11 protein-coding genes are annotated in these 16,581 nt (G+C 60.1%); 7 read left to right on the forward strand and 4 right to left on the reverse strand.

Annotated features, from left to right (window positions below):
* Positions 1–28: 28 nt before the first annotated feature.
* The 7 genes from J3P77_RS15140 to fabI all read left to right on the forward strand — a co-directional run bounded on the left by J3P77_RS15140 (position 29) and on the right by fabI (position 9,937).
* A complete protein-coding gene (locus tag J3P77_RS15140; protein WP_434677417.1) occupies positions 29–1,606 on the forward strand; it encodes a LysM peptidoglycan-binding domain-containing protein in 1,578 nt (525 codons plus the stop codon).
* Positions 1,607–1,729: 123 nt separating this feature from the next.
* Complete coding sequence (locus tag J3P77_RS15145) at positions 1,730–3,559, forward strand: extracellular solute-binding protein (protein WP_434677418.1); 1,830 nt, start codon at positions 1,730–1,732, stop codon at positions 3,557–3,559.
* Complete coding sequence (locus tag J3P77_RS15150; protein WP_434677419.1) at positions 3,556–5,415, forward strand: extracellular solute-binding protein; 1,860 nt, start codon at positions 3,556–3,558, stop codon at positions 5,413–5,415. The genes J3P77_RS15145 and J3P77_RS15150 overlap by 4 nt, the downstream gene beginning before the upstream one ends.
* Positions 5,416–5,417: 2 nt before the next feature.
* Complete coding sequence (locus tag J3P77_RS15155; protein ID WP_434677420.1) at positions 5,418–6,491, forward strand: microcin C ABC transporter permease YejB; 1,074 nt, start codon at positions 5,418–5,420, stop codon at positions 6,489–6,491.
* Between the two features lies 1 nt (position 6,492).
* On the forward strand, positions 6,493–7,512 hold the full coding sequence (locus tag J3P77_RS15160; protein ID WP_434677421.1) for an ABC transporter permease: 1,020 nt from the start codon (positions 6,493–6,495) through the stop codon (positions 7,510–7,512).
* A gap of 1 nt (position 7,513) precedes the next feature.
* Positions 7,514–9,124, forward strand: coding sequence for an ABC transporter ATP-binding protein (locus J3P77_RS15165; RefSeq protein ID WP_434677422.1), 1,611 nt, complete (start codon positions 7,514–7,516; stop codon positions 9,122–9,124).
* A gap of 18 nt (positions 9,125–9,142) precedes the next feature.
* Complete coding sequence (gene fabI / locus J3P77_RS15170) at positions 9,143–9,937, forward strand: enoyl-ACP reductase FabI (RefSeq protein ID WP_434677423.1); 795 nt, start codon at positions 9,143–9,145, stop codon at positions 9,935–9,937.
* Between the two features lie 218 nt (positions 9,938–10,155).
* Here the strand turns inward: fabI and J3P77_RS15175 are convergent, their stop codons facing one another.
* The 4 genes from J3P77_RS15175 to clpX all read right to left on the reverse strand — a co-directional run bounded on the left by J3P77_RS15175 (position 10,156) and on the right by clpX (position 16,558).
* A complete protein-coding gene (locus J3P77_RS15175; protein WP_434677424.1) occupies positions 10,156–12,039 on the reverse strand; it encodes a SurA N-terminal domain-containing protein in 1,884 nt (627 codons plus the stop codon).
* A gap of 207 nt (positions 12,040–12,246) precedes the next feature.
* Positions 12,247–12,519 (reverse strand): HU family DNA-binding protein, encoded by a 273-nt coding sequence (locus tag J3P77_RS15180; protein ID WP_002552737.1) that lies wholly within the window; start codon positions 12,517–12,519, stop codon positions 12,247–12,249.
* Positions 12,520–12,666: 147 nt separating this feature from the next.
* Complete coding sequence (lon, locus tag J3P77_RS15185; RefSeq protein ID WP_434677425.1) at positions 12,667–15,063, reverse strand: endopeptidase La; 2,397 nt, start codon at positions 15,061–15,063, stop codon at positions 12,667–12,669.
* Between the two features lie 211 nt (positions 15,064–15,274).
* Positions 15,275–16,558, reverse strand: a complete 1,284-nt coding sequence (gene clpX, locus J3P77_RS15190) for an ATP-dependent Clp protease ATP-binding subunit ClpX (RefSeq protein WP_434677426.1) — start codon at positions 16,556–16,558, stop codon at positions 15,275–15,277.
* Between the last annotated feature and the right edge of the window lie 23 nt (positions 16,559–16,581).

Here is a 16,581-nt window from a genome sequence, read left to right on the forward strand (position 1 = left end):
ATTTTCGCCTGGATACACCCCCCAGACAATGTCGTCATCTATTGATAAGCCCTACAGTCCGGACGCATTGACTCGGTTGGCCCAGGCCGTTGCAGTCGCTGCCACCGCGCTGCTGGCAGGCTGCCAGACCACCGCCCAAGTCGAACCGAGCGCCACGCACCGCGCGCCCAATCTGGCAGCCGCAGTCAAGCAGAAACCGATATTTCTGACCCACAAGCCAAGCCCCGAAGCGCCGCCCCAGGACGTCTGGGAGCGCATGCGCCAGGGCTTTCAGCTGCAGCAGGGCAACGATCAGAACCCGCGCATCGACCAGCAGCGCCTGTGGTTCGCCAACAACCCTTCGTTTCTGGAAAACGCAGGCGAGCGTGGCAGCCTCTACATGCACTACATCGTCGAGCGCCTGGAAGAACGCAACATGCCACTGGAGCTGGCCCTGCTCCCGGTGATCGAAAGCGCCTACAACCCGATGGCGATTTCCCGCAGCAAGGCGGTCGGCCTCTGGCAGTTCATTCCTTCCACCGGGCGCTACTTCAACCTGCGCCAGACCAATTTCTATGACGGCCGTCGCGATATCCAGGCGTCCACCGTGGCGGCACTGGATTACCTGACCCGCCTGCACGACATGTTCAACGGCGACTGGCTGCTGGCACTGGCGGCCTACAACGCCGGTGAAGGCACGGTCAGCCGCGCCATCGAACGCAACGACAAGCTCAACCTGCCCACCGACTACTGGAACCTGCCTCTGCCGCAGGAAACCCGTGACTACGTGCCCAAGCTGCTGGCGCTGTCCCAGGTGGTGCTGTCGCCCGAGGCTTATGGCGTCAACCTCAACCCGATCGCCAACGAACCCTATTTCGAGGTGGTCGAGCTCAACAAGCGCGTTGACCTGGCCAAGGTTGCAAGCGCGGCCAACATTGACGAAGACGAGCTGATTCAGCTCAACCCCGCCTTCAAGAAACGTCTGACCATCGACGGCCCGCAGCATCTGCTGGTACCAACGTCCAAGGCGCAGATGCTGACCGCCAGCCTGTCGACCATGAAACAGGAAGAGCTGGTGGCTTGGCAGCCTTATCGCGTGCGTCGAGGCGACACGCTGGAAAGTCTGGCCAGCCGTTATCAGGTGTCGGTCAGCTCGCTCAAGGGCAATAACAAGCTGGCCGGTAATCGTCTGAAGGTCGGTCAGGCGCTGAGTATTCCGGTCAGGCCGGGTGTCACTCCGTCGCAGCCGGTGTTCGAAACCCTGGCCAGCACTGACAAGCCGGCCCGCAGCCGTAATTACAAGGTGCGCAGCGGCGACAACCTGACCAGCATCGCCAAGAGCAACAAGGTGGCGGTCGAGGACCTGCAGCGCTGGAACAAGCTGTCCGGCCACAGCCTCAAGGTCGGCCAGACCCTGGTGATGGAAGACAACACCAAGGCTGCGACATCTACCGCCAGCGCCAAGGGCGAAGGCAAATCGATGCAGTACAAGATTCAGAAAGGTGACTCGATGTATCTGGTCGCCAAGCGCTTCAACGTCGAGATGCAACATCTCAAGCGCTGGAATCCACGCACCGGCAAGGCCTTGAAACCCGGCCAGACCCTGACGGTTTATCTGCCGCACTGATCGAATCGGCCACCCGCTCTCCGGTGGCCTGACTGCCTTGGCCCTGACCGTCTTGCCGACGGTCTTTTTCCAATCGGGACAAGCTGTTACTGTTAGTGACCCTGAGCCCAAGCCGCCTGGATCGTGATACGACCCTTCCTTTTCATCGTCAGTCTGGGCTTGAGCTTCTGCGCCGACGCAGCCATTACCGAAAGTCATGGTTATGCGCAATTCGGCGTCCTCAAGTACCCGGCCAGCTTCACTCACTTCGACTGGGTCAATCCCGAGGCGCCGAAGGGTGGCACCCTGCGAATGATGGCGTTCGGCACCTTCGACACGCTCAACCCCTACACCTTCAAAGGCAGCAGCCCGGCGTCGACCGGCAATTTCCTGCAATACGGCGTCAGTGAGCTCAACGAGCCGCTGATGGTCGGGACGGGCCAATACGACCCTTCCGGCGACGAGCCCACTTCCAGTTATGGCCTGGTGGCCCAGAGCGTCGAGTACGCCGAGGATCGCAGCTGGGTGGTGTTCAATATCCGTCCCCAGGCACGCTTCCACGATGGCAAGCCGATGACCGCCTACGATGTGGCGTTTTCCTATCGGACCCTGCTCAAGGACGGCCATCCCCAGTACCGAACCGCCCTGCAGGAAGTGCAGCGCGTCGACATCCTCGACCGTCACCGGATTCGCTTCGTCTTCAAGCGCTCCGGCAACCCTTTGCTGATTCTCCGTCTGGGCGAACTGCCGGTACTGCCGCAGCATTACTGGAAGGACCGCGATTTCAAGGCCACCACCTTCGAGCCGCCGCTGGGCAGCGGGCCCTATCGCATCACGCGGGTACGACCGGGCCGCCAGCTGCTGTTCGAGCGGGTCAAGGATTACTGGGGCAAGGATTTGCCGGTCAACCGTGGCAAGTACAACTTCGACCGGGTCGAGGTGGATTTCTATCGCGACAGCAACGTCGCCTTCGAAGCCTTCAAGGCCGGCGAGTTCGACATCTACATCGAGCATCAGGCCAAGAACTGGGCAAACGGTTACGGTTTCCCGGCGGTGGCCAACGGGCAGGTCATCAAGGCGCAGATTCCGCACCGGATTCCGACCCAGACCCAGGGTCTGTTCATGAACACCCGACGCGCCGCGTTTGCCGATATCAGGGTTCGCGAGGCGCTGGGCCTGCTGTTCAATTTCGAGTGGACCAATCGCACGCTGTTCAGCGATGCCTACGCTCGCTCGCTCAGTTACTACCCCAATAGTGAATTCTCCTCGACCGGCGTGCCGACCGGGCGAGAGTGGCTGTTGCTGGCACCCTATCGTGAGCAGTTGCCGCCAGACCTGTTCACTCAGCCGTATACGCCGCCGAAAACCGACGGTGGTGGTATCCCGCGTGAGACGCTGCGCAAGGCGCTTGGCCTGCTCGGCGCAGCCGGCTGGACACTGTCCAGTCAGGGTCTGCTGGATGCCAACCGGCAGCCGTTGCGATTCGAGATCCTGCTGGTCAATCCCAATCTTGAACGCATCTTCCAGCCGTACATCGAAGACCTGCGCCGCGTCGGTATCCAGGCCGGGCTGCGCACCGTCGACCGGGCCCAATACAAGCAGCGCCTGGACCGTTTCGACTTCGACATGATCCTCACGACCCTGCCGCAGACGCTGAGCCCCGGCCTGGAGCAATGGCAGTACTTCCATTCCAGCCAGGCGTCGATCAACGGCAGCAAGAACTACGCAGGTATCGCCAACCCGGTGGTTGACGGCCTGCTCAACACATTGCTGACCGCGCAGACCCGCGATGAGCAGGTTGCAGCGACTCGCGCGCTGGACCGTGTCCTGCTTGCGCAGCACTACAGCATCCCGAACTGGTACCTGAACAATCATCGCCTGGCTTATCGCAACCGATTCGCCATGGTCACTACCCCGCCCTACACCCTGGGCTTGCGTGCGTGGTGGCTCAAGACTCCGGAGAAAAACCGATGACCCCTTTGCACTCTCTGCTAGGCGGCCTGTTGCTGGCCGGCATGGCCTTCAGCGTTCAGGCGGCTCCGCAACACGCCATCACGCTGTATGACGAAGCACCCAAATACCCGGCCGACTTCAAGCACTTCGATTATGTGAACCCCGACGCCCCCAAGGGCGGAACCCTGCGCCAGGCAGGCTCCGGTGGTTTCGACAGTTTCAACCCGTTCATAAACAAAGGCGTGCCGGCCGAGGACATCGGCCTGATTTACGACACTCTGGCGCGTTCAAGCCTGGACGAGCCGTTCACCGAATATGGTCTGATCGCCGGCAAGATCGAGAAAGCCCCCGACAACAGCTGGGTGCGTTTTTACCTGCGCCCCGAAGCACGCTTCCACGATGGCCATCCGATCCGCGCTGAAGATGTCGAATTCAGCTTCAAGACGCTGATGGAACACGGCGCCCCCATGTATCGCGGCTATTACGCCGATGTCGACCAGGTGGTCGTCGAAGATCCGCTACGGGTGCTGTTCAGATTCAAGCGCACCGACAACCGCGAGATGCCGCTGATTCTGGGTCAGTTGCCTGTGCTGCCCAAGCACTTCTGGGCGACCCGCGAGTTCGACAAGGGCAACCTGGACTTCCCGCTGGGCAGCGGGCCTTACAAGATTGCCAGCGCCGAAGCGGGCCGCTCGGTGCGTTACGAGCGGGTCAAGGATTACTGGGGTAAAGACCTGGCGATCAACAAGGGCTCCTATAACTTCGACGAACTGGTCTACGACTATTACCGGGATAACACCGTCGCGCTGGAAGCTGGCAAGGCCGGACAATTCGACTACTGGCTGGAGACCAGCGCCAAGAACTGGGCGACGGCCTACAACACGCCTGCCGTCAGAGACGGTCGCCTGATCAAGGAAGAGCTGCCCAACGGCAACCCGACCGGCATGCAAGGCTTTATCTTCAACATGCGCAAGCTGGTTTTCCAGGACGTGCGAGTACGCGAAGCGCTGACGTTGCTGCTGGATTTCGAATGGACCAACAAGCAGCTGTTCAACGGTTCCTACACCCGTACCCGCAGCTACTTTGAAAACTCCGAAATGGCGTCGAGCGGACTGCCCTCGGCCGAAGAACTGAAGATCCTCGAACCGCTGCGCGGCAAGATTCCGGATCGGGTGTTTACCGAGCCATTCGAGCTGCCGGTCACCGACGGCAGCGGCATGATCCGCCCCCAGCAACGTCGCGCCTTTCAGTTGCTGCAAGAGGCGGGCTGGAAAGTCGTCGACGACAAGATGCTCGACGCTCAGGGCAAGCCGGTGAAGATCGAATTCCTGCTGGCCCAGACCGAGTTCGAACGGGTGCTGCTGCCGTTCAAGCGCAACCTGAGCGATCTGGGCATCGAGCTGGTGATCCGTCGCTCTGACGTCTCGCAGTACATCAACCGGCTGCGCTCGCGTGATTACGACATGATTGTCAGCGGTTTTCCGCAGTCGGCTTCGCCGGGCAACGAACAGCGTGTGTACTTCGACTCTTCCAGCGCCGACAACCCCGGCAGCCGCAATTTCATGGGCCTCAAGGATCCGGCTGTGGACGCGTTGGTCAGCGGCCTGATCAACGCGGACTCGCGCCAGAGCCTGATCAACCATACCAGGGCGCTGGACCGCGTTTTGCTGTGGGGTTTTTACGTCGTGCCCAACTGGCACATCAAGACCTGGCGCATCGCCTACTGGAATCACATCGCCCATCCCAAAGCCCAGGACAAAGCGCTGTCCGACATCGGTCTCATGACCTGGTGGGCGAGACCCGACGTCAGGCCGGTCACGCCGGTGGCGGTTCCCGATCAAGCTGAACCCGCGAGCAACGCGAGCACGGAGCAATAACAATGCTGGCTTATATCCTCCGGCGCCTGCTGCTGATCATCCCGACACTGCTGGGCATCCTCATCATCAACTTCATCATTGTCCAGGCCGCTCCCGGGGGGCCGGTCGAGCAGATGATCGCCAAGATCGAAGGCTTCGACGGTGCCACCAGCCGCATCGCTGGCGGCGGCGCCGAGGTGGCGGTCGCCGGCTCCAACTATCGGGGCGCGCAGGGCCTGGACCCGGCGTTGATCAAGGAAATCGAGCGGATGTACGGCTTCGACAAGTCGCCGCCCGAGCGCCTGTGGCTGATGGTCAAGAACTACGCACAGCTGGATTTCGGCGACAGCTTCTTTCGCGACGCGAAGGTGATCGACCTGATCATCGAGAAGATGCCGGTGTCCATCTCGCTGGGGTTGTGGAGCACGCTGATCATGTATCTGGTGTCGATCCCGCTGGGCATCGCCAAGGCTACCCGCCACGGCAGCGCGTTCGACGTCTGGACCAGCTCGGCGATCATCGTCGGCTATGCCATTCCGGCGTTCCTGTTCGCGATTCTGCTCATCGTGCTGTTTGCGGGTGGCAGTTACCTGAACTGGTTCCCCCTGCGCGGTCTGACCTCCAACAACTTCGACGAGCTGAGCACGCTGGGCAAAGTGCTCGATTACTTCTGGCACCTGGTGCTGCCGGTGACCGCGCTGGTAATCGGCAACTTCGCCACCATGACCCTGTTGACCAAGAACAGCTTTCTCGACGAGATCGGCAAGCAGTACGTGGTGACCGCCAAGGCCAAGGGCCTTTCCAACAACCGGGTGCTGTACGGCCATGTCTTCCGCAATGCCATGCTGCTGGTCATCGCAGGCTTTCCGTCGGCCTTCATCAGTATCTTTTTCACAGGCTCCCTGCTGGTCGAAGTGATCTTCTCGCTGGACGGGCTGGGGCTGATGAGCTTCGAGGCGGCAATCAACCGCGATTACCCGGTGGTGTTCGGCACCCTGTTCATCTTTACCCTGCTGGGTCTGGTCGTGAAGCTGATCGGCGACATCACTTACACGCTGGTAGACCCGCGCATCGACTTTGAAAGCAGGAAGCATTGATATGAAGCTGTCCCCTCTCAATCGCCGTCGGTTCGAGCGTTTCAAGGCCAACAAGCGCGGCTGGTGGTCGCTGTGGCTGTTTCTGATCCTGTTCGTCCTCAGCCTGGGCGCCGAACTGATCGCCAATGACAAGCCGCTGGCGGTGCGCTATGACGGCAGCTGGTACTTCCCGGTCTTCGAGCGCTACCCGGAAACCACCTTTGGCGGTGAATTCCCGCTGGAGGCGAACTACAAGAGCCCGTACATAAAGGAGCTGCTGGCGGCCAAAGGCGGCTGGACGCTGTGGGCGCCGATCCCGTTCAGCTATGAAAGCATCAACTACGACCTCAAGGTGCCGGCACCCGCGCCGCCCTCGCGGGAAAATCTGCTGGGCACCGACGATCAGGGCCGCGACGTGCTGGCGCGAGTGATCTACGGTTTCAGGATTTCAGTGCTGTTCGCTCTGACGCTGACCGTACTGAGCTCGATCATCGGCGTCATCGCCGGTGCGCTGCAGGGCTTTTACGGCGGCTGGGTCGACCTGCTGGGTCAGCGCTTCCTGGAGATCTGGTCCGGACTGCCGGTGCTTTATCTGCTGATCATCCTCGCCAGTTTCGTGCAGCCCAATTTCTGGTGGCTGCTGGGCATCATGCTGCTGTTTTCGTGGATGAGCCTGGTGGATGTGGTGCGTGCCGAGTTCCTGCGCGGCCGAAATCTGGAGTACGTGCGCGCGGCGCGGGCGCTGGGCATGCAGAATGGCGCGATCATGTTCCGCCATATTCTGCCCAACGCCATGGTGTCGACCATGACCTTCATGCCGTTCATCCTGACCGGCGCCATCGGTACCCTTACCGCGCTGGATTTCCTGGGCTTCGGCCTGCCCGCCGGCTCGCCTTCGCTTGGCGAACTGGTCGCCCAGGGCAAGGCCAACCTCCAGGCGCCGTGGCTCGGGATCAGCGCTTTCGCCGTATTGGCGTTGATGCTGACCCTGCTGGTGTTCATCGGCGAGTCCGCCCGCGATGCTTTCGACCCAAGGAAATGAGATGAACGATGACAATCTGATCGAAATCCGCGATCTGGCGGTCGAGTTCGTGGCCGGCGACTCGCGCCAGCGCGTGGTCGAGAACATCAGTTTCGACATCAGGCGCGGCGAGACCCTGGCACTGGTCGGCGAAAGCGGCTCCGGCAAATCAGTCACTGCGCACTCGATCCTGCGCCTGTTGCCCTACCCGGCCGCCAGCCATCCGCAAGGCACCATCCATTACGCAGGTCAGGACCTGCTGAAGATGGACGAGAAGAAACTGCGTTCGATCCGTGGCAACCGGATCGCCATGATCTTCCAGGAGCCGATGACTTCGCTCAACCCGCTGCACTCGGTGGAGAAACAGATCAACGAGGTGCTCGGCCTGCACAAAGGCCTCACCGGGCAGGCCGCCACCGAACGCACGCTGGAGCTGCTTGAGCTGGTCGGCATCCCCGAGCCGCGCAAACGTCTCAAAGCCCTGCCCCACGAGCTGTCGGGCGGCCAGCGTCAGCGCGTCATGATCGCCATGGCCCTGGCCAACGAGCCTGAACTGCTGATCGCCGACGAGCCGACCACCGCGCTGGACGTCACGGTGCAGCTTAAAATCCTCGAATTACTCAAGCATCTGCAGGCCCGACTGGGCATGGCACTGCTGTTGATCAGCCACGATTTGAACGTTGTGAGGCAAATAGCCCATCGCGTATGTGTCATGCAGCGAGGTTGCATCGTCGAACAAGCATCGTGCGAGCAGCTGTTCCGATCACCACAGCATCCGTACACCCGGATTCTGCTCGGTGCCGAGCCCAGCGGCGGTCCTTCGACCAACCCCGCTGGCGCTCCGCTGCTGGAAGTCGAGGACCTGAAAGTCTGGTTCCCGATCAAGAAGGGCCTGCTCAAGCGCACCGTCGATCACGTGAAAGCGGTCGATGGCATCCGCTTCAGCCTGCCCAAGGGGCAGACGCTCGGCATCGTCGGTGAGAGTGGATCGGGCAAATCGACGTTGGGTCTGGCTATCCTCAGGCTCATCGGCAGCCAGGGAACCATACGGTTTCAGGGTGAGCCGCTAGACTGCCTGTCGCAACAGCAGATCCGGCCGTTGCGCCGGCAGATGCAAGTGGTGTTTCAGGACCCTTTCGGTAGCCTGAGCCCACGTATGTCGGTAGGGGAAATCGTCGGCGAAGGCCTGCGAATCCATCGCATGGGAACCGCTGCGGAGCAGGAAGCAGCGATTATCGAAGCACTCAGGGAGGTAGGCCTGGATCCGGACACCCGGCATCGCTACCCCCACGAGTTTTCGGGTGGGCAACGGCAGCGTATCGCCATTGCCCGGGCACTGGTGCTGAAGCCGGCGCTGATACTTCTGGATGAGCCCACTTCGGCGCTCGACCGGACCGTACAGCGCCAGGTGGTCGAGCTGCTACGCTCGCTGCAAACCAAGTACAACCTGACGTATTTGTTCATCAGCCATGACCTGGCTGTGGTCAAAGCGCTGAGCCACCAGCTGATGGTGGTCAAGCAAGGCCAAGTGGTCGAACAGGGTGCGGCGCAGGCTGTCTTTGCCGCACCGCAACATCCTTATACACAGCAGCTGCTGGAGGCCGCCTTTTTGGCGCCGGTAGCTGTCGATTAACCTGAAGAGGAACAACACATGGGTTTTCTCGCCGGTAAGCGCGTCCTGATCGTCGGTGTCGCCAGTAAACTGTCCATCGCATCCGGCATCGCTGCCGCCATGCATCGTGAAGGTGCGGAGCTTGCTTTCACCTACCAGAACGACAAGCTCAAGGGCCGTGTCGAAGAATTCGCCGCTGGCTGGGGCTCGGGCCCCGAGCTGTGCTTCCCTTGCGACGTTGCCAGCGATGAAGAGATCAACAAGGTCTTCGAAGAACTGAGCAAGAAGTGGGACGGCCTGGACGTGATCGTCCACTCGGTCGGCTTTGCACCGGGCGACCAGCTCGACGGCGACTTCACCGAAGCCACCACCCGTGAAGGTTTCCGCATCGCTCACGACATCAGCGCCTACAGCTTCGTAGCTCTGGCCAAAGCCGGTCGCGAGATGATGAAAGGCCGCAATGGCAGCCTGCTGACCCTGTCGTACCTGGGCGCCGAGCGCACCATGCCCAACTACAACGTCATGGGCATGGCCAAGGCCAGTCTGGAAGCCGGTGTGCGTTACCTGGCTGGCAGCCTGGGTCCGGAAGGCACTCGCGTCAACGCCGTTTCGGCAGGCCCGATCCGCACTCTGGCCGCTTCCGGCATCAAGAACTTCCGCAAGATGCTGGCAGCCAACGAAGCGCAAACCCCGCTGCGTCGCAACGTCACCATCGAAGAAGTCGGCAACGCCGGCGCCTTCCTGTGCTCCGACCTGGCGTCGGGCATCAGCGGTGAAATCATGTACGTCGACGGCGGTTTCAACACCACCGCGATGGGCAACATCGAAGAGTAATAGCTACAGTGCTACACGAAAGGCCGCTCACTGAGCGGCCTTTTTACTGCGTGATAACTGGTGGGAGCGGACTTGTCCGCGAAAACGCCGGCACTTCCACAACGTATGCGTCGAACGTTCGGCCGTCTTCGCGGCTGAAGCCGCTCCCACAGTTCGGCTCCTCGCGAGCAAAAAAAGGCCGCTCAATGAGCGGCCTTTTTTCGAAGCGGGATCGAGATTCAGTACTTCTCGATCTTCGCCTTGGTTTCCAGCTCGGCGCGGTAGGCAGCGAAATCCTGCTGACCGGCACGTGAAGCGAGGAAGCGACGGTACTGGGTCTTCTCGGCGTCGGTCGGCGCGGCCGCCTGGTTGACACCGTTCAGGCGCACAATCACGAAGCTGCCATCTGCCGCGGTGACGCTGGCGTACTCCGGCTTGTCCTTGCCTTCCGGCTTGGGCATGCGGAACAACGCCTGCAGCACGGTAGGCTCTACGCCTTCCTGATTGCGAGTAACCGCTTCCAGCACTTTCCAGTCGCGACCTTCCTGTTTGGCCGCCAATGGGATCTTGCCTTCGCGCAGACCGGCAAGCAACGCCTCGCCTTTGGCTTTCGCCGCAGCACTGGCGTGGTCCTTGACCAGCTGCGCGCGGATGGCAGCGGCAACGGTCTCAAGCGGCAATTGCTGCGGTTGCAGATGTTCCTTGGAGCGCACAACCACGACCGTTTCCGGGTCCAGCTCCAGCGTGTTGCTGTTGGAGCCTTCCTCAAGCACTTCCGGGCTGAACGCCGCCTGGATCACCGCACGATTGGCCGTCAGACCCTCGCCGCCTTCCCGACCGAACGGCGCGGTGGTCTGAACCTTGAGGCCCAGCTCCTGAGCCGGTTGGGCCAGATCCGAAGATTCGAACGCCGAATCTTCAAGCTGCTTGGTAGCCTCAACGAACTTCTGCTCGACCTGCTGGGATTTCAGGTCATTGGTGAGCTTGTCCTTGAGACTGGCGAGCGTCGGCACCGATGGAGCCTCCACGCCCAGCAGTTTGATCAGGTGCCAACCGTAATCGCTACGCACCGGCTGCGAAACCTGGTCCGTGTTCAACGCATACAGCGCCTCTTCAAAGGCCGGGTCGTAAACGCCCTTGCCGGCGTAGCCCAGATCACCGCCCTTGTTGGCCGAGCCTGGATCCTGTGAGAACTCCTTGGCAAGCGCGGCGAAATCCTCGCCCTTGGCCAGACGCTGCTGCACTTCTTCCAGTTTGGCCTTGGCCTGGTTCTCGTCCAGCTTGTCGTTCACTTCGATCAGGATGTGCGCGGCACGACGCTGTTCGGACAGGTTGGCGATTTCCTTCTGATACGCCGCCTGCAAGTCCTCGTCCTTGACCTGCACCTTGTCGAAGAAGGCGGACTTCTTCAATTCGACGTATTCAAGAACGACCTGCTCAGGGCTCATGAACTCCTTGGCGTGCTGGTCGTAGTGAGCCTTGACCTCATCGTCGGTCACCTTGACTGCCGCCGGGTCGGCCGGCAGCGTCAGGGTGGCGAAGTCGCGGGTCTGTTTTTCGAGACGGGCAAAGGCTTCCACCTGCGCATCGGTCACGAAAGCACTGCCTGCGACACCGGCGCGAACCTGGCCGATCAGCATTTCCTGGCCAAGCATCTGGCGGAACTGCATGCGGGTATAGCCCAGTTGGCGAATAACCTGGTCAAAGCGGTCAGCGCTGAACTTGCCATCAACCTGGAACTCAGGCGTCTGCAGCAGTTGCTGGTCCAGCGAGGCGTCGGAAAAAGCGAAGCCGGCATCATGTGCGCCTTGCAACAACAGCTTGCGGTCGATCAGCCCCTTGAGGGCCGATTCACGCAGCAGCTTCTCGTCGAGCATGGCAGGATCGAAATCCTTGCCCAACTGCTGCGACAGCTGCTGAGCGAGCTGACGGCGCTGCATGTCCACGGCCTGGCTCAACTCGTTCTGAGTGACCTCTTCGCCGTTGACCTCAGCCGCGTTCTGCTTGTTGCTCGTCGCGGTGAACATCGCCTCGATGCCGGTGAAGGCCATCAGCGCGATGATGATCCCGATGATTGTCTTGGCAATCCAGCCTTGTGAATTGTCCCTGATGTTCTGCAGCATTGCGTCCCCCAAAACGGTTGAACTGACTAACCAACCGCGGAGCGTGGGTAGAAAGCGGATAGAAGAAAGGCGCATCCGAGGATGCGCCTTCTCGTAACTGACGGAGCGGAAGGGCTCGTTCCCTTCGGCATTGCAACCAAGCGCCGCATTGCTGCTCCGCTACCGGCACGGACCTGATCCGAACCGGCGGGCAAGGCTTGAAGAAGCTTAGTTTACGGCTTCTTTCAGGGCTTTACCGGCTTTGAAGCCTGGTTTCTTCGCAGCAGCGATTTCCAGCGTCTTGCCAGTCTGAGGATTGCGACCAATGCGAGCAGGACGGTCAGTAACGGAGAACGTACCAAAGCCAACCAATACAACAGAGTCGCCAGCCTTCAGAGCGCCAGTGACGGATTCGATCACTGCGTCCAGCGCGCGGCCAGCAGCAGCTTTCGGGATATCAGCAGATGCAGCGATAGCATCAATCAGTTCCGACTTGTTCACTCTAAGTCCCCTTATCTCTATATTGAGTATGTTTCTAAGTTTTAGGTGTTAAGCAAAACGAGCGCTGGGAGGCTTGCCGGTACTTGCTTGAAAGAGCCGCTTTATAACAAGGGCTCTAAAAAGCTGTCAAGGAAGCCTCACTCAGTCTTAATGCGTGCTAATTCTTTCCTTAGAGTCAGACTCGCGTTTTTCATCCTTCGCAACCATCTCCGGAGCCACATCGGGCAAGGGCTCCGGCGCGTATTGCAGCGCAATTTGCAGGACTTCGTCAATCCATTTAACAGGCTTGATCTCAAGATCCTGCTTGATATTGTCGGGAATTTCCTTCAAATCACGTACGTTTTCTTCAGGAATGATCACCGTCTTGATACCACCACGGTGTGCGGCAAGAAGTTTTTCCTTCAAGCCACCAATCGCCAATACCTGTCCGCGAAGGGTAATTTCACCTGTCATTGCCACGTCGGCGCGCACCGGAATCTGAGTCAGCGCCGATACCAGTGCGGTACACATGCCGACGCCCGCGCTCGGACCATCCTTGGGTGTCGCGCCTTCCGGCATGTGGATGTGCGTGTCGCGCTTCTCGTGGAAATCCGGGGCGATGCCCAGGCTTTTCGCGCGGCTGCGCACTACCGTCAGCGCGGCCGTGATCGACTCGACCATCACATCGCCCAGCGAACCGGTCTTGATCAGCGTGCCTTTGCCCGGTACTACCGCCGCCTCGATGGTCAGCAATTCGCCACCCACCTGAGTCCAGGCCAGACCGGTCACCTGGCCGATCTGATCCTGCTGCTCGGCCAGGCCGTAGCGGAATTTGCGCACGCCGAGGAAGTGCTCAAGCATGTCTGCCGTGACACGAATTGCAAAACGTTTTTCCAGCGCATGCTCTTTGACCGCCTTGCGGCAGACCTTGGCGATCTGGCGTTCAAGCCCGCGCACACCCGCTTCGCGTGTGTAATAGCGGATGATGTCGCGGATCGCGTCGTCGTCAAATTCGATTTCGCCCTTCTTCAGGCCGTTGGCCTGGATCTGCTTGGGCGACAGGTATTTGATGGCGATGTTGATCTTTTCGTCTTCGGTGTAACCAGGCAGCCGGATGACTTCCATGCGGTCGAGCAGCGCCGGTGGAATATTCATCGAGTTCGACGTACACAGGAACATCACGTCCGACAGGTCGTAATCGACTTCAAGGTAATGGTCGTTGAAGTTGTGGTTCTGCTCCGGATCCAGCACTTCAAGCAGTGCCGACGCCGGATCGCCACGCATGTCGCTGCCCATCTTGTCGATTTCATCGAGCAGGAAGAGCGGGTTGCGCACGCCAACCTTGGTCATCTTTTGAATCAATCTTCCCGGCATCGAACCGATGTAAGTCCGGCGGTGACCGCGAATTTCCGCTTCATCACGCACGCCACCCAAGGCCATGCGCACGAACTTGCGGTTGGTCGCGTTGGCGATCGATTCTGCCAGCGAGGTCTTGCCCACACCCGGAGGACCCACCAGGCACAGCACGGGACCGCGAATCTTTTTCACGCGCTTCTGCACGGCGAGGTACTCAAGGATGCGTTCCTTGACCTCTTCCAGACCATAGTGATCGGCGTCCAGAATCGCCTCGGCACGCGCCAGATCCAGGCGAACCTTGCTCTGCGCTTTCCATGGCACCTGAACCAGCCAGTCGATGTACGAACGCACCACCGTGGCTTCAGCCGACATGGGCGACATCTGCTTGAGCTTGTTCAGCTCGGCGGTGGCCTTGGCCAGGGCGTCTTTCGGCAGCCCGGCGGCATCGATGCGCTTTTTCAGCTCTTCGACTTCGTTGTGGCCTTCGTCGCCGTCGCCGAGTTCTTTCTGAATGGCCTTCATCTGCTCATTCAGATAGTACTCGCGCTGGCTGCGCTCCATTTGCTTCTTGACCCGCCCACGGATGCGCTTCTCGACCTGCAGCAGGTCGATCTCGGCGTCCAGCAGTGCCAGCACGTGCTCGACACGCGCAGGCAGGTCGATAATTTCGAGGATGTCCTGCTTCTGCTCGATTTTCAGCGCCATGTGCGCCGCCATGGTATCGACCAGACGACCCGGCTCGTCGATGCTGTTGAGCGAGGACAGGACTTCGGCAGGGACCTTCTTGCCCAGCTGGACATACTGCTCGAACTGCGCCAGCAGGCTGCGTACGAAGACTTCGGACTCACGGTCCGGGGCGTCGGTTTCCTCTATCAGCGCAACTTCGGCGCGATAGTGACCGTCCACCTCGATGAAACGTTCGACCGAGCCACGCTGCTCGCCTTCGACCAGCACCTTGACGGTGCCATCGGGCAACTTGAGCAGCTGCAGTACGGTTGCAATGGTGCCGACGCTATACAGGGCCTTTTCGCCCGGATCATCGTCGGCCGGGTTTCTCTGCGCGAGCAACAGAATCTGTTTATCACCCGTCATCGCCGCCTCAAGGGCTTCGATAGACTTCTCGCGCCCCACGAACAGCGGGATAACCATGTGCGGATAAACCACGACATCACGCAATGGCAAGAGAGGCAATTCAATGGTGGTCTTCATGATTTCGCCTCGACGGCGGCCAATCGGCCGTGAACAGATGGAATAAGCGTGAAGCCAAGATGGGGGCAGCGGTCAAAAAAAACAAGCCTTGGCGCGCCGGCGCCCGAATAACTGTAGTAAGGAAGCGATACAGGTCTCGGCCCTGAAATGCAAAAGGGGACCCTGAGGGCCCCCTTCTGTGTCTCTCGGCACATAGGAACGGCGAAGCCGGTTATGCGTCGGGAGCGACCTTGGCAGGCGGCTCGCTGTTTTCGTAGATCAACAGCGGCTTGGACGTGCCTTCGATCACGCTCTCGTCGATCACCACCTTGCTCACGTCACTTTGCGACGGGATCTCGTACATGGTGTCGAGCAGCACGCCTTCCAGAATGGAGCGCAGGCCGCGGGCACCGGTCTTGCGCTCCAGCGCACGACGGGCAACCGATTTCAGCGCATCGGTGCGGAATTCGAGGTCCACACCTTCCATCTCGAACAGCTTGGCGTATTGCTTGGTCAGCGCGTTCTTCGGCTCGGTGAGAATCTGCATCAACGCAGCCTCATCCAGCTCGTCCAGCGTTGCCAGAACCGGCAGCCGTCCCACGAACTCCGGGATCAGACCGAACTTGACCAGATCGTCAGGCTCGACCTCACGCAGGGATTCGCCAACCTTCTTGCCCTCTTCCTTGCTGCGGACTTCGGCGTTGAAGCCGATGCCACCGCGAGTGGAACGGTTCTGGATGACTTTCTCCAGGCCCGAAAATGCACCACCGCAGATGAACAGGATATTGCGCGTGTCCACTTGCAGGAATTCCTGCTGTGGATGCTTGCGTCCGCCTTGCGGAGGAACGGAAGCCACGGTTCCTTCGATCAGCTTCAGCAGTGCCTGCTGTACGCCTTCGCCGGACACGTCACGGGTAATGGAAGGGTTGTCGGATTTGCGCGAGATCTTGTCGATCTCGTCGATGTAGACGATACCCATCTGGGCCTTCTCTACGTCGTAATCACATTTCTGCAACAGCTTCTGAATGATGTTTTCCACGTCTTCGCCAACATAACCGGCTTCGGTCAGGGTCGTGGCGTCGGCGATGGTGAACGGCACATTGAGCAGGCGCGCCAGTGTTTCGGCGAGCAGCGTCTTGCCGGAGCCCGTAGGGCCGATCAGCAGGATGTTGCTCTTGCCCAGTTCAACTTCGTCGTTTTTCTTGTCACGCTGGTTCAAACGCTTGTAGTGGTTGTACACCGCTACTGCGAGAACCTTCTTGGCACGTTCCTGACCAATGACGTACTGATCAAGGATGCCGCTGATTTCTTTAGGCGAAGGCAATTTATGCGCACTGCTTTCGGCCTGGGCTTCCTGCACCTCCTCGCGGATGATGTCGTTGCACAGGTCGACGCACTCGTCGCAGATAAAGACCGAGGGGCCGGCAATCAATTTGCGTACTTCATGCTGGCTTTTGCCACAGAAGGAGCAATAGAGCAGTTTGCCGTTGTCCTCGCCGTTGCGGGTGTCAGTCATTCGATCGATCCAATCCGGTAGGC

Source organism: Pseudomonas sp. R1-18, from assembly GCF_051132095.1.
In the GTDB taxonomy this organism is placed as follows: domain Bacteria; phylum Pseudomonadota; class Gammaproteobacteria; order Pseudomonadales; family Pseudomonadaceae; genus Aquipseudomonas.

What these genes read in the sequence shown, in the direction of transcription:
- J3P77_RS15140 (WP_434677417.1), top strand. Translation starts at nt 29, where the DNA reads ATGTCGTCATCTATTGATAAGCCCTACAGTCCGGACGCATTGACTCGG.
- J3P77_RS15150 (WP_434677419.1), top strand. Translation starts at nt 3,556, where the DNA reads ATGACCCCTTTGCACTCTCTGCTAGGCGGCCTGTTGCTGGCCGGCATG.
- J3P77_RS15155 (WP_434677420.1), top strand. Translation starts at nt 5,418, where the DNA reads ATGCTGGCTTATATCCTCCGGCGCCTGCTGCTGATCATCCCGACACTG.
- J3P77_RS15160 (WP_434677421.1), top strand. Translation starts at nt 6,493, where the DNA reads ATGAAGCTGTCCCCTCTCAATCGCCGTCGGTTCGAGCGTTTCAAGGCC.
- J3P77_RS15165 (WP_434677422.1), top strand. Translation starts at nt 7,514, where the DNA reads ATGAACGATGACAATCTGATCGAAATCCGCGATCTGGCGGTCGAGTTC.
- fabI (WP_434677423.1), top strand. Translation starts at nt 9,143, where the DNA reads ATGGGTTTTCTCGCCGGTAAGCGCGTCCTGATCGTCGGTGTCGCCAGT.
- J3P77_RS15175 (WP_434677424.1), bottom strand. Translation starts at nt 12,039, where the DNA reads ATGCTGCAGAACATCAGGGACAATTCACAAGGCTGGATTGCCAAGACA.
- lon (WP_434677425.1), bottom strand. Translation starts at nt 15,063, where the DNA reads ATGAAGACCACCATTGAATTGCCTCTCTTGCCATTGCGTGATGTCGTG.
- clpX (WP_434677426.1), bottom strand. Translation starts at nt 16,558, where the DNA reads ATGACTGACACCCGCAACGGCGAGGACAACGGCAAACTGCTCTATTGC.